This window comes from Shewanella sp. SM69 (assembly GCF_025653985.1).
Taxonomy (GTDB): Bacteria; Pseudomonadota; Gammaproteobacteria; order Enterobacterales; family Shewanellaceae; genus Shewanella; species Shewanella oncorhynchi.
Window position 1 is genome coordinate 63,788 of sequence record NZ_JAKKRV010000017.1, and the last position, 12,797, is coordinate 76,584.

At 46.7% G+C, this 12,797-nt stretch carries 14 protein-coding genes; 6 read left to right on the forward strand and 8 right to left on the reverse strand.

Annotated features, from left to right (window positions below):
- Positions 1 to 29: 29 nt before the first annotated feature.
- A complete protein-coding gene (locus L5M37_RS19275; protein ID WP_263201649.1) occupies positions 30 to 380 on the forward strand; it encodes a hypothetical protein in 351 nt (116 codons plus the stop codon).
- On the opposite strand, the gene L5M37_RS19280 is transcribed toward L5M37_RS19275, so the two are convergent.
- Positions 377 to 526, reverse strand: coding sequence for a hypothetical protein (locus L5M37_RS19280; protein ID WP_261761661.1), 150 nt, complete (start codon positions 524 to 526; stop codon positions 377 to 379). The two genes, L5M37_RS19275 and L5M37_RS19280, sit on opposite strands and share 4 nt — an antisense overlap.
- A gap of 296 nt (positions 527 to 822) precedes the next feature.
- Here L5M37_RS19280 and L5M37_RS19285 point away from each other — a divergent pair, with 296 nt between their 5' ends.
- The 3 genes from L5M37_RS19285 (at position 823) to L5M37_RS19295 (ending at position 2,999) form a co-directional block, all read left to right on the forward strand.
- Complete coding sequence (locus tag L5M37_RS19285) at positions 823 to 1,014, forward strand: helix-turn-helix transcriptional regulator (protein WP_259521557.1); 192 nt, start codon at positions 823 to 825, stop codon at positions 1,012 to 1,014.
- 12 nt (positions 1,015 to 1,026) lie between these two features.
- Positions 1,027 to 2,688: a DUF927 domain-containing protein gene (locus tag L5M37_RS19290; RefSeq protein WP_263201651.1), complete on the forward strand. Its 1,662-nt coding sequence runs from the start codon at positions 1,027 to 1,029 to the stop codon at positions 2,686 to 2,688.
- Positions 2,689 to 2,753: 65 nt separating this feature from the next.
- Entirely contained in the window at positions 2,754 to 2,999 is a 246-nt protein-coding gene (locus L5M37_RS19295) for a helix-turn-helix transcriptional regulator (RefSeq protein ID WP_263201653.1), read from the forward strand.
- 37 nt (positions 3,000 to 3,036) lie between these two features.
- Here the strand turns inward: L5M37_RS19295 and L5M37_RS19300 are convergent, their stop codons facing one another.
- From L5M37_RS19300 to L5M37_RS19315, 4 genes are all read right to left on the reverse strand, one after another.
- On the reverse strand, positions 3,037 to 3,951 hold the full coding sequence (locus tag L5M37_RS19300; RefSeq protein WP_263201654.1) for a nucleotidyl transferase AbiEii/AbiGii toxin family protein: 915 nt from the start codon (positions 3,949 to 3,951) through the stop codon (positions 3,037 to 3,039).
- Between the two features lie 5 nt (positions 3,952 to 3,956).
- Positions 3,957 to 4,730, reverse strand: a complete 774-nt coding sequence (locus L5M37_RS19305) for a type IV toxin-antitoxin system AbiEi family antitoxin (RefSeq protein WP_263201656.1) — start codon at positions 4,728 to 4,730, stop codon at positions 3,957 to 3,959.
- 116 nt (positions 4,731 to 4,846) lie between these two features.
- Positions 4,847 to 6,130, reverse strand: a complete 1,284-nt coding sequence (locus L5M37_RS19310) for a tyrosine-type recombinase/integrase (protein WP_263201658.1) — start codon at positions 6,128 to 6,130, stop codon at positions 4,847 to 4,849.
- A 185-nt stretch (positions 6,131 to 6,315) separates the two neighbouring features.
- Entirely contained in the window at positions 6,316 to 7,179 is an 864-nt protein-coding gene (locus L5M37_RS19315; protein ID WP_006086670.1) for a YicC/YloC family endoribonuclease, read from the reverse strand.
- 211 nt (positions 7,180 to 7,390) lie between these two features.
- Here L5M37_RS19315 and rph point away from each other — a divergent pair, with 211 nt between their 5' ends.
- Together rph and pyrE are read left to right on the forward strand one after the other, a co-directional pair.
- Complete coding sequence (gene rph / locus L5M37_RS19320; protein ID WP_006079862.1) at positions 7,391 to 8,104, forward strand: ribonuclease PH; 714 nt, start codon at positions 7,391 to 7,393, stop codon at positions 8,102 to 8,104.
- Between the two features lie 163 nt (positions 8,105 to 8,267).
- Positions 8,268 to 8,909: an orotate phosphoribosyltransferase gene (pyrE, locus tag L5M37_RS19325; RefSeq protein WP_006079863.1), complete on the forward strand. Its 642-nt coding sequence runs from the start codon at positions 8,268 to 8,270 to the stop codon at positions 8,907 to 8,909.
- A gap of 229 nt (positions 8,910 to 9,138) precedes the next feature.
- Here pyrE and folE read toward each other — a convergent pair whose 3' ends face one another.
- The 3 genes from folE to slmA all read right to left on the reverse strand — a co-directional run bounded on the left by folE (position 9,139) and on the right by slmA (position 12,777).
- Complete coding sequence (gene folE / locus L5M37_RS19330) at positions 9,139 to 9,789, reverse strand: GTP cyclohydrolase I FolE (protein ID WP_006079864.1); 651 nt, start codon at positions 9,787 to 9,789, stop codon at positions 9,139 to 9,141.
- A 270-nt stretch (positions 9,790 to 10,059) separates the two neighbouring features.
- The gene (locus L5M37_RS19335; RefSeq protein WP_263201660.1) at positions 10,060 to 12,048 is read right to left on the reverse strand and encodes an alpha/beta hydrolase family protein; all 1,989 of its coding nucleotides are present in this window, start codon (positions 12,046 to 12,048) and stop codon (positions 10,060 to 10,062) included.
- A gap of 135 nt (positions 12,049 to 12,183) precedes the next feature.
- A complete protein-coding gene (slmA, locus tag L5M37_RS19340; RefSeq protein WP_106648338.1) occupies positions 12,184 to 12,777 on the reverse strand; it encodes a nucleoid occlusion factor SlmA in 594 nt (197 codons plus the stop codon).
- Positions 12,778 to 12,797: the final 20 nt, after the last annotated feature.

Here is a 12,797-nt window from a genome sequence, read left to right on the forward strand (position 1 = left end):
TCACATGTGAAAGTTTTGGAGTGGGCCTGATGATGAAACACCTGAGTAATGTTTTCTCTATGCTGGTTTTTATTATCGGATTCGCGGCTTATGGCAATACCGGTTTTGCTTGGTTTCTGCTTTGCTTGCCCTTGGTCATGTGGTTCTGGAGTGTGCTTAGTTGGTGTATGCGGCTTCCTCGGCTCATGATGCTCTTGTGGCTCTCTCTATTGTGCTTTAAATGGCCGGCAGCTTTAGCCTTGGGGATTTCGGTTATTATCGTGTGGTTGTTCAAGCAGTGGCATAGCATGGTTCAGGAAAGATCCAAGAAGTGTCGGCAGCAGAGGAAATGGCTTTTGGGAAGCTATGATTATGACTTTCGGACTTTTACCGACGATTAGTTTTCATCACTGCCATCGATTTCTCCTGCCTCTTCCGGCTGCTTTCCCTTATCCAGCTCGGCCAGCATCAATGATGCCTTTTCTCCCGCCGCCGCAACAATATGCTCAGGCTGTTCTTCCAGCATTTGTTTCAGTGTTTTAGCCATAGCGCTCTCCATGAATATTCTGAACAGTTTTGTGAGTGTTTAGAATAAAAATTCTGGCGTTACATGTCACGAATGAACAGCGTGACATGTAACGGATTAGTTTTCGTTATTAAAAAATCAATTGATTACATTGTTTGTTGTGAGTCCACATCTTAATTTCTCGTTCTAATGCCTGTATTTGTAGTACCGATAAATATCGCTCAAAGTGCTCAAAATGGACAACTCCAGCGACGAGAATAGTGTTAGTTGAACAGTATGATCCCTCATGACAAATCAAGATGTTATGGGAGATAAATATGAACTTTTCTTTTTCTGGCGACAACTTTCTCACCTATGAAGAAGTGTGCTCGTTGACCAAACTTTCTCAGCCAACTTTGCGCCGTTATGTCAAAGCAGGCAAATTTCCGCAGCCCATCAAGCCCAATCCAACGGGCAAGGCTGTACGTTTCAGAGCGGTGGATGTTCGTCGCTGGATGGCAGAGTTGTAATAGGAGGCGATAATGGAGTTTCGTCTAACTGATACACATCTGGAATGCCTTGAAAAGGGCGATTGGCAGATTGTTGGCGGGTGGATAAGGGTTGTAGCCAGAACTCGGAGAAATACCCGTAAACATGGTTTTGGTGCGTTAATCCAGTGGCGCAACATGGATAGTGTTTTGCTACAGGACATAGTGTTCAATCGTGTGTTGTATGGTGACCAGTCTCGTCTGATTAGGGACGCCTTTATTGATTCTGGTTATTGGTTGGAGCCCCATCCACAAAGCTGGTCGCGTTTGCAGCGTTATTTGCTGCAAGAGATTGTGAAAGCCCCTTCAGGAATTTGTGTGGACTCAACGGGGTGGCATGACAGGGTTTATGTCACTCAGGATTGGTCCGTTGGTACAAACTCAGAACCATACTATTACGCGGGTCAGTTGAATGAGTCGATGCTTAAACGCGCCGGTACTTTAGCACAGTGGCAGTCTCAGGTTGGGGCTTTGTGTGTTGGAAATCCACTGATGATTTTTGTGGTGGGCGTGGCACTGTCTGCACCGCTGTTGTCCCCCGCCTCTGTGGAAAATGGCATCTTCCATCTGGTCGGCCCTTCATCCACCGGCAAGACGTCATTACTTGAGTTGGCTGCATCTGTCTACAGTGACAGATCTTTCGTCCGCAGTTGGATTTCGACGGCCAATGGCCTGGCTGCTGTTGCCGCCGAACAACACGACATGATGCTGGGGCTTGATGAAATTGGCTTAGCGCGTCCTGAAGATGTTGATATTGCAACTTATCATATTGTCGCCGGTACCAGTAAGTTACGTGCTACTGAAAGTGGGGGATTAGCAAAACCATCCCACTGGCGAACGTTGGCATTGAGTACTGGTGAAATATGGTTGTCAGAGGTATTTGAGTCGCTTGGGAAGCGGCCTAAAGCCGGTCAACAGATCCGTTTAGTGGAAGTGCCAGTATTTGGTCAGTTCGGCGCTTTTGATGTGCTGCATCGCTTTCAGCGTCCGCAACTGTTTGTCGATCATGTGAAGTTTCAGACCGGCCAGTACCACGGGAGCTTGTTTCCCGAATGGATGAATCTGCTGACATCGACCTATGAGCTTGCTCATTACACCAAGTCTGAGATCCAGCGGCTGGTTGATCTGTGGCGTACCAAGAGTATGTCTTCCCAGGTGATTCGAGTGCTGCAGCGTTTTGCTCTGGTCGCTACTGCGCTTGCTTTGGCTTCGCGGAATTATTTGGTTCCTTGGGATGAGGATGAGTCTATCGACTCTGTGAAGCAAGTTTTGGGGCAGTGGTTAGCGGCTCGTGGTCATGTCATGAACACAGAGGAACATCAGGTTCTTACCCGCTTAAAAGTCTTACTGCCGAAATGGGAAAAGGCTCTATCTCCTTTAGGTCAGCAGAATACTGCTGCGTTGCTAGGATATTCCAGAGATGTTAACGGCGAGCGGCAATGGCTTATTGATAAAAGCCAGTTTCTGCGGCAGTTGGAAATGCCTGGGCAGTATATGCGCGAGGTAATGCCTTTACTCCAGCGAGGATGGCTCACTACCAATGAGCCCGAACGTGCAACGTTAAAGCTTATGGTAAACGGTAGATCGAGACGTTTTTTTGCACTCTTGCCAGACCGCATTTTTGCGGGAATACAGGAGTTAGAAATTGATGATTAACACAACTTATGTCTCAGTTTCCCACTTTTCCCGCCTTTCCCAGTTAATATTTGGAGGAAAATGTAATGAGTGAACAAACCTTCGTATTGCCTAGTGAAGAAGCTCGTACTCAAGTGCTCAGTCAATCAGGTCAATGTGAACGACTGGTCAGAGAGCATGATCGCAAGATGATCACTGGCGTCAGTCGCACTCAGTGGTGGATGATGGAACGGCAAGGCTTAGTCCCCAAACGAGTCAAGCTGAGTGTTCATTGCGTGGCCTGGCGGCTTTCAGATCTGCTGTGGTGGATTGAGCAGAGAAAAGCCGCTTGAGTAAAGTTAGAGCCCTGTTCCGTGTAGGGTGGGGCTTTTATATCGTCAATATTTGTTGAAGCCGATGGTAAGCTTCTACATGTTTCTCTGGGTTCATTTTGGCTAGGTTTTGCAGTTTCCAACGAACAGCCGGTAATTGGTCTATACCGGAAAGCTCCAGAAGAATCCAATCGGGAGTGCGATTTTTGAAAGACAGTAAAAATGTTCGCTCTTGGGGCGTCAAAGAAGCGTTGATGAGCCTCACTAACTGTTCCCTAGTTGCTTCGAGTTCTGCTTGGGGAATGTCCTGATCGGCCATATTCAGAAACTCCCCTTCGTAAATATCTGAAATGTCCTTGAAGTTGGGTCTGAGCAGCTCGGCAATAGGACGTGGGTGACTAATAATATAAACCAACAAGGCTTTGCGAAGCTCATCGGTGAGTCCCTCGTTATCAAGCAGTTGCTTGACGTCGAAAAGATCCCGTGGGTGTTGACGATCCAGTGCTGCACAGATTTTCCCCGCGTATAAATCGGCAAAACTCACCACAGCCATTTCGGCAAAGCCAAACTCATCTTCAACTGCTTCACTTACCTGCATGACTTTGGGTTCGTAAACCGTGCCGCGTAGTACGGGGGAGAGTTCAATTTTGATTTGAACGTTATCTCGCTCCACCAATAAACGCAGAGCATCTGATTTATCCTGGAAGGTGCGGACAACACGAGTATTGTCGATGTTAGCCGTGATAGTGGAGGCAAGGATATCGAGGTTGCTCTTGATGGTCTGTAGGGCTTCATGCCGCTCCATCATGGGCAGAAAAACCAAGTCGATATCGACTGAAAGCCGGGGAAAGTCACGAACGAACAAATTGATAGCTGTTCCACCTTTGAGGGCGAAACAGCCGTGCTGAGCAACAAAAGGAATAATCCGCAGTAGTAGTTGCACTTGTCGGTAGTAGTGGCTTTGTCTGTTCATGTTCTTTACATCTCCTTAGGCACTGTTATTTGCCAGGTTGGATCTAGTTTGCCGCCTTTAGCGATCAGTCGTTTACCTGTACCCAGTGCATACTGATCTGGTGCCAGGTGTTTGAGCCAACTGTGTTGATGTCTTCCTGCCAGCCAGAGAAAGAGTCGCTTTGTTTTGATACTGCTACAGGCTTTTAGCAAGGTATTCAGCTTGCGAGGCGATAGGTTGTGTAGCCCTTGCATAAGCTGGTCGGAATGTTCAAAGCTGATGGCATTGGGTACTGCTGCCAAGAGCTCCAAAATGGCTTTCTCTGGACAGGAATAATGCAGTGGGGGGAGTGATGCCTGCCAGGTATCTTGCCGGAGGTACTGGTTGTCTTGCATTATTGCCTCGGGCCACAGGCGACGAGTGCCATGCCACTCAAATTGTGCTGGAGCATCAATTCTACGCAGCCATCGCGGGAGCGTGGCAGTGGAATAGAGGTGAACCTTTGGTTTGCTTCCTTTGGACAGGTAATGGCTAAGCCCTTCGAGCTCTAACGCGGTCAAACCTCCGACATGGACTGGATCGTCGGACATGCATTGCAATGAGGCAACGATTCCTTTCCAGGACAGCCTTGCTTCTTGCCTGGCGTAAACACCAGGTACGAGAGGGAGCAGCGTTTGGTTGCGCACTGCATTGTCCAGAAAATGCAGATTGAGTCCTTGCGCCTCCAGCCATGATTTGGTAGCGATCATATCCAAGGGCAGCACCTTCTGTAGCTGCTGTCTTGCTTCAGTATTCAGCATGACTGGCCTCATTTTAGTTTAGAAAAAATAAAATATACGTTGATTATTGACGTAGTTTAGATTCTTTTCAAACCAATTCGTTTTTTGTAGTTTGTTAATTCGTAATTTCACGTCAATTATTGCCGTGAAAACTGTAATTTACAAACCATGTCAAAATCGACAATCTTATTTGTCTCACCGTCATTAACAATTGGAGCCAGCCACTCACCGAGCATAGCGTGAGCCACTTTGCGCTCTTCAAAATAAGCATCCTTGTTATAGATACCATCAGTACGGTTACCTGGAATTTGGTTAAGGCATCGTTGAGCTATATTGTCAGGGATATCCATCTTACCCATTCGGGTTCTGGCGGTGCCCCTTAGGTCATGCACCCGGCGCTTTTCAAACGAGAAAAAGTTCTGTTCGAACAACTTCTTCAGCGCATGGTTTAAGGTGTTCTCGCAGACATGTGGGGTACGTGCCTTTTTGCTTATTCGTCTGGCTGGGAATACCCATTCGCTGCCACAACTGCGGATCTTTAGCTCTTCTAACCACAACAGGGCAGCATCACTGAGTGGAATGTCGATTGCTCGACGTTTTTTGGTGCGGTGTTTCGGCAGATGCCACACTCGGTTTTGCAAATCAAACTCATGCCATGGCGCGGCTAGTAACTCCATTTTCCGCGTACAAGTTGCAATCAACAAAGCACAAGCCAAATAGTTCTCCCGGCTGAATTGTGCAGGGATTATTCTGAGCTTGCTAAAAAACTCAACGACTTCGGATTCGGTCATTGGGTAGTTAGCGGCTTGTTCCTCCCCACCGGCATCCCTGGGCCGAAAAGGGCTGGCTGGGTTGAACTGGGTGACATCGAGCTTTATGCCGTGATCAAAAATGCGCTTGAGCATACGCATCACGTCGTTAGAGATCGTAGGTCTTGGCTGTTTGTCGCCATAACCATTGGCGATATCCCGTAGGATTTCACTGACGTCGAGCGGTCTTATCTTATCCAGCTCGACTTTACCGATACGCCAAGCTACCTCTCGTTCGTAAAGACTCTTTTCTTTTTCGTGGGTAGCAATTTCTCGCTGGCGAAGCTGATAATAGTCAGCATATAAATCATTCAGTGTTTTAAAAGGATTCTGATTAACCTTCTTACGTTCTTGGACGGGATCAGCTCCTTCGCGTTTGATTGCCAGTCTCAACTTGGCCGCTTCATCACGTGCATCGGCCAGTGACCAGTCATCAACGTTACCGATAGTGTATTCGCGCCGGAGCTTGGTTGTTGGAGTGGTGTAGCGCAGCATCCAGTAGGCATCACCGCGCTTGGGGGTCATCAAATACAAACCATCACCATCTGAGTGCCGGACGGATGATTTTTCCTTAATCAGTTTTTTAACTGTTTTGTCATGTAAATTTCCCATTTATTGGCCTCAAAAAAATTGGGGAGTACAGTCTCGCTGAATAAACTATAGCGAGAAAATACTCCCCAATCCACTACCCATTACTACCCAAACTTAATGGGTTGGCAATGAACGTGTTGACCGTCAAATTTATATAATTACATGATTGTTAATATTATTTTGTATGTAATGACTGTCGATGAAGGTTATTCTACGTTCTGGATCTGCTCGCGCATTTGCTCGATGAGCACTTTAAGTTCAACTGCGGCTGAGGTGATTTCAGTGCTGATGGATTTAGAGGCGAGTGTGTTCGATTCGCGGTTGAATTCTTGCATCATAAAATCTAAACGGCGACCTTCGCTGCCGCCTTTTTTGAGGATGCGGCGAGCTTCGGCCACGTGGGCTTCGAGTCTGTCCATTTCTTCGGCGACATCTTGTTTCTGAGCCAGAAGCACCATTTCTTGCTCGATGCGGGCTGGGTCGAGTTCACCTTTGATTTCTGCAAGGCGGTTGGTGAGCTTTTCGCGTTGATACAGCATCACCGTTGGCATGTGCTCGCGTACGACCGCGATTTGCTCGCTGACTCCGTCTAAGCGGCTTAACAGCATGTCTTTGATGGCTTCGCCTTCACGGCCACGGGCTTCGATGAATTGATCTATGGCTGAGTCGAAGGCTGTCATCAGATCGGCGCCGATCGCATCCATATCTTGTTCACCGCTCGCTAGCACGCCCGGCCAGCGCAGGATGTCGGTCAGATTGACATCGCCTTGTCCCGCTTCTTGCTTGAGCCAAGTGGCGGCGCCTAATAGCTGTTTTGCTAGCGCTTGATTCAATTGCAGCTCGTTATTGCTGTTATCTGCCAGCTCGTAGCGCAAATTGACTTCCACTTTGCCGCGGCTTAAGCGTTTACGCAGGCGGTCGCGCAGTACGGGTTCGAAGCTGCGGAATTGCTCGGGTAAACGTAGGTAAGTTTCGAGATAACGTTGATTGACTGAGCGAATTTCCCAGGAGGCAGTGCCCCATTGTGCTTTGTGCTCGATGCGAGCGTAGGCTGTCATGCTTTGGATCATGGGTTGTCCTAATGGTGTAATCGTCATAATGAGAGGCGATTATAGAGTCAATGGCTTTAGGATTAAAGGCATACCGCCAATAGCGACCGGGATTAGGTGTTTGAGTGTGATGAGTTTGCCAGAGAATCACCCTAAGCATGGCATCCTAAGGCTCAAGCCCTTATAATATGCAGCCAAAATCGGTCAATGACTCAGAATACAGGAATCTCGCATGCGTCCAAGTAACAGAACGCCAGCACAAACTCGTCCCATCACTATCACTCGCCAGTTTACGGCCCATGCCGAAGGTTCTGTGTTAGTGGAATTTGGCGAAACCAAAGTGCTTTGTACCGCCAGTTTTACTGAAGGTGTGCCACGTTTCCTTAAAGGTCAGGGTCAAGGCTGGGTGACTGCGGAATACGGCATGTTGCCACGTTCGACCCATAGCCGTATGGATCGTGAAGCCGCTCGCGGTAAGCAATCTGGCCGTACGCAAGAAATTCAACGTCTTATCGGTCGTGCTCTACGCGCCTGTGTGGATATGAAAGCCCTAGGCGAAAACACTATCGTGATCGACTGTGATGTGATCCAAGCTGACGGTGGCACGCGCACTGCCTCTATCACTGGCGCCTGTGTGGCCTTAGTGGATGCGTTGAACTGGGCGCGTGGTAAAGGCATCATTAAATCTAACCCGCTGAAATTCCTTATCGCTGCTGTCAGCGTCGGTATTTACAAGGGTGAAGCGATAAGCGATCTAGAATATATCGAAGACAGCGCCGCAGAAACTGACATGAACGTCGTGATGACAGAAACGGGCAAGATCATCGAAATTCAAGGCACCGCCGAAGGCGAGCCATTCAGCCACGAAGAATTACTCGAACTGTTGGCATTGGCGAAGAACAGTATTCGTGAAATCGTCGATGTGCAGAAAGCCGCACTGAACTAATAGTGTGGTGATGAAAAAGCCCCGTCATGTTATAGAGTGCGGGGCTTTTTATTAACTGCAGCTTTTTATCTGCAGCAAGATGCTAGTGTAGTGCAAGCCCTGTACCGAATAAAAATCCCCCATAATAAAAAGCCAATAAAATACAAAGTCGTAAGGAGATATTGTGAAAGCCTATCAACGTGAGTTTATTGAATTTGCCCTAGAACGTCAGGTGTTGCGATTTGGCGAATTTACCCTTAAATCGGGCCGTATCAGTCCTTATTTCTTCAATGCGGGTTTGTTCAATACTGGCCGTGATTTAGCGCGTCTGGGCCGTTTTTATGCCGCTGCGTTAGTGGATTCTGGTATTGATTACGACTTGCTGTTTGGCCCTGCTTACAAAGGTATTCCGATTGCGACCACTACGGCGGTTGCTCTGTGTGAACACCACGATATCGACATTCCTTACTGCTTTAATCGCAAAGAGAAAAAAGATCACGGTGAAGGTGGCAGCTTAGTCGGTAGCGAGCTTAAAGGCCGCGTGATGCTGGTGGATGACGTGATCACTGCGGGTACTGCGATTCGTGAGTCGATGGAAATCATCGAAGCCCATAAAGCACAATTAGCGGGCGTGTTGATTGCTTTAGACAGGCAAGAGAAAGGCAAGGGCGAGTTATCGGCCATCCAAGAAGTTGAGCGTGATTTTGGCTGCGGAATAGTGGCAATTATTAAACTCGCCGACCTAATCAGTTATCTGTCTGAAAAACCAGGGATGGAAGTGCAACTTGCCGCCGTGAGCCAGTATCGCGAGCAATACGGGATTTAAGTCTAGTGTTTGGCAGCTTGTATTGATCAGGTGGCTATCGCTGGCTTGGTGAAATCAGTTAATCAGCCCAGCCAGTAATGACCTTATCTAGGCCGAGAAGGGTTTGATTAGATTGGTAAGAAAACAAAAACGCTGCGATTCTATAGAGGGAATCACAGCGTTTTTTATTGAGCTGTATTGATTGCTATTGATTTCGACACGTTTTAAATAGCGTTAAGTTTCAATACATTTATTTAGACTGGTGCAAAAACTCGGCGCGGGTCGCGGGGTTAGATTTGAAAATACCGCCCAGCGCTGTGGTAGTGGTCGAACTGGTGGAGTCCATCACGCCACGGGATTTGACGCAGTAATGCACGGCATCCATTTTAACGGCAACGTCTTTGGTTTCGAGTAAGGTTTGTAGCGCGACTAACACTTGCTGAGTCAAACGCTCTTGTACCTGAGGGCGTTGAGCAAAGAAACGCACAATACGGTTAATCTTTGATAAACCAATGATTTTTTTGCGTGGTAGATAAGCTATGGTGGCAGTGCCATCGATCGTCACTAAATGGTGTTCGCAGGTGCTGGTGAGGCTAATGTCTTGCACTCGCACCATTTCATCGAAGCCCATCTTATTGTCGATAACCGTGATCTTAGGGAAGTTCGCATAATCTAAGCCGGAGAAGATTTCATCGACGTACATTTTAGCAATGCGGCGCGGCGTATCGGCAAGGCTGTCATCTGACAGATCCAATGACATTAATGTCAGGATTTCTTTCATATGATGTTCAATCTTGTCTTTACGTTCTTCACTGCTGTAAACGCTTGGGAGCATTGGGGTTTCAAGTCCACGTTCTAATAACGCGGCTTGTACTTTTACTGCTGCTTCACTTAATGCCATCTTATCCTCCACTACGTCGTAGCGGCTATAACAGAAAACCTATGCTGATCATCACGTGGTACTTGGGCTGTTCAGCATCAGATACAAATTATTGTTATTCTCGCTAGGGCAAGAATAGGGGGAGGAGGATAGCGCGAATTGCAGACAATTCATACCGAAAAACGCGCATAGACCACATGAAAAAGCCGATAGTCCTTATCGGATATCGGCTTTAAATCTACCACTGCCAATCGAGTTTAGCCTAGTAGTGTCGGCAAGTTTGAGTCAATTCTAAAGTTTCAGATTGGTTTTTAGGAAACTGAGCATTTGTTCATAGTATTTCGCTCTATGCTCATCGTTATAAAAACCGTGGCCTTCATTGTCCATCACCAGTTTTTGGTAAGGATAATTGTGAGCTTTTAGGCCTTTTTCGAGGGATTCGAGTTGTTCAATTGGCGCTCGCTCATCTTCACCACCATGCACCAATAGTATGTTTGCTTTGAGTTTATCGACGTTTTCAGAAGGAGACATTGCTTTGAGTACCGCTTTATCTTGGCCAAGCACATCCTTGAGATAGCTAGTACCAGAACGGCTGTTGGCGACATCGCCTTCATTAAACATCAATTCAAGATCATATACGCCAGCTACACCTATGGCGCATTTAAACATATCTGGCGCAAGCACAGCGCTCTGCAAGGCGCTGTACCCACCAAAACTGCCGCCAACAATACAGATGCGTTCCTTATCGGCAAAACCTTGGTCAATAACGTACTGGGTTGCGTCGATAATGTCATGCTGAATATCTGAGCCCCATTTTTGATAGCCAGCGCGTTCAAATTGATCGCCATATCCGCCTGAACCACGGAAGTTGACCTGTAGAACAGCTATGCCTTGGCTTGCTAGATATTGGTTTTGTGGGTCAAAGCCCCACCAGTCACGGATACCGTGTGGACCACCGTGTGGATTGACGACTAAGGGTAGGTTTTTAGTTTCTTTACCAAAGGGAAGCGTTAGATATCCATGGAGTTGTTTACCATCACGGCTGGTGAAACTGATGGGTTTAACATCAGCCATTTGCTCTGGGTCGAGCCATTTTTTAGCGGCGGCTAGATATTCAAGTTTTAGTGTTTTCGTATCAAATATGTAGTAATCGCCAGGGTTTCGATCATTAAACGCAAGTACGACGAGTTTTGCTGCATCTCGGGTTTCGCTAACAATTCGTACTTGGTGACCTGGGAGAGCACCAAGCAGATCTTTTAGCAATTTAGCGTGCGAATCCTCATTATCGACAAAGGCATAACTTGGGTAACCATTTTCAAACTCGACGGCGTAAAGTTGTTTATTGGTGCCGTTAATCCAAAAGTTGCTAGGGTCAACGTTTTCATCCTGAATGATTTCAGTTTTATCGCCTGTTTCGAGATTAATTTTATAAACCCCTAAGGTTTCACCTTGGGAGCGTCCTGCTGCATAAATCGTATTTTTATCATCGGCAAAGGAGAGTGGTTTAAAATCAGCAAGACCTAGATTTAGTTTATCGGTATTTACCCAGTTACCGTCTTTGCGGTAGAACACTTTAGTAATGTTTTTATTGTCCTCACCTGCAACGAAGCGGACTTCACCTTGATGGTCTGTCATAAAACGGGCTCTGCCGATAGGTGAGCCTGTGATGCGTTTACGTGTGCCATTGAACAAGTCTACGCGATAGACATCTTGTGATAGTTCAAAGTCAAGATTGATCCTATCATTCCATGGAATAGCATTGACTAACATGTAGCGTTCATCATCTGGCAGAGGATCGAGGATAAACGCGCTCGCCCGCATAGGGGTATTTTTCTTGATATTTGAACCTGTTTGTTGCTCGCCACTCTCGAAGCCGAATAAATACGCTTTTCGTGAACCATCGGCATTTACCGCCATCAATTCACCGTAGTAGATAGGTGTGTCTTGCCAGCCTTTTAGGTATTCTTTTGCCAGTACCAGTCGCTCACTGTTGGCCCATTCATAGTCGCCGACTTGAGCATTATCGGGAAAACGTATCGCATTGAGGAGTTTTTTGGTTTGGGTATCTAAGACTAAGAGAACGTTTTTACCTTCGACACTTGTGATAGCGCTTAAGTATTTACCAGTAGGCGATATTTTTACATCCGAGTACTCATCACCTTTGTTGAATAACTGTGCTTGCGATAACGCATTCGCGTTGGAGCTATTGGCTGCAAAGGTAGATATTGGAAGTATTGGTAAGCAAAGTGTCGCCAACATGGCTAATCGGAAGAGTTTCATCTGACATCCTTGTAAAATCATTGTGTTTTTTGTTCTTAAAATGTTTTTCGAGGATAAAACAAAAGATGGAGCGAAACAAGGAAGGAATATCAAACATAAAGGACGATAGTTACCGTCCTTTATGTTGAAAAATCATTAGCTTTGTAAAAGTTGGTGCTGGATAAAACGCCACTGTTCATCGAAGTGTGTCGTCGGTTTGAGTTTAAATTCACTTCGTACAAATTGAGCGATTCGCCCCTCTGCGAAGGCTAACAGTAAATTGGCTAAAATCGCCTCATCTAAATTAAAGCCTTTGCCTTCTCGCAGGGTCTTTTCCCGCAAAATTTGCTTAAGTTGAGTTTCTATTTTGGCAAATAACGTACTAATGCGGCTACGGAGGCGTTCATTTTCACCGAGTAGAGCATCACCGTTGAGAACGCGGGAAATTCCTGGGTTACGCTCGGCAAAGATCAGCAGCAGTTGCAGTACCAACTGGCAGCGCTTCATGGTGTCTTTTTCGTCATCCATGATTAAATTGATGCGCGACAATAACGACTCTTCGATAAATTCGATTAGGCCTTCGAACATCCGCGCTTTACTCGGGAAGTGGCGATACAGTGCGGCTTCCGATACACCGACTTCTGAGGCCAGTTTCGCTGTGGTGATCCTTTGTCCTGGGTTGGTTTCTAGCATCTGCGCTAGACATTGCAGAATGTGTTCACGACGATTAATTTTTGGGCTTACAGCCATTGCAGTATCCTTGGCTCAAT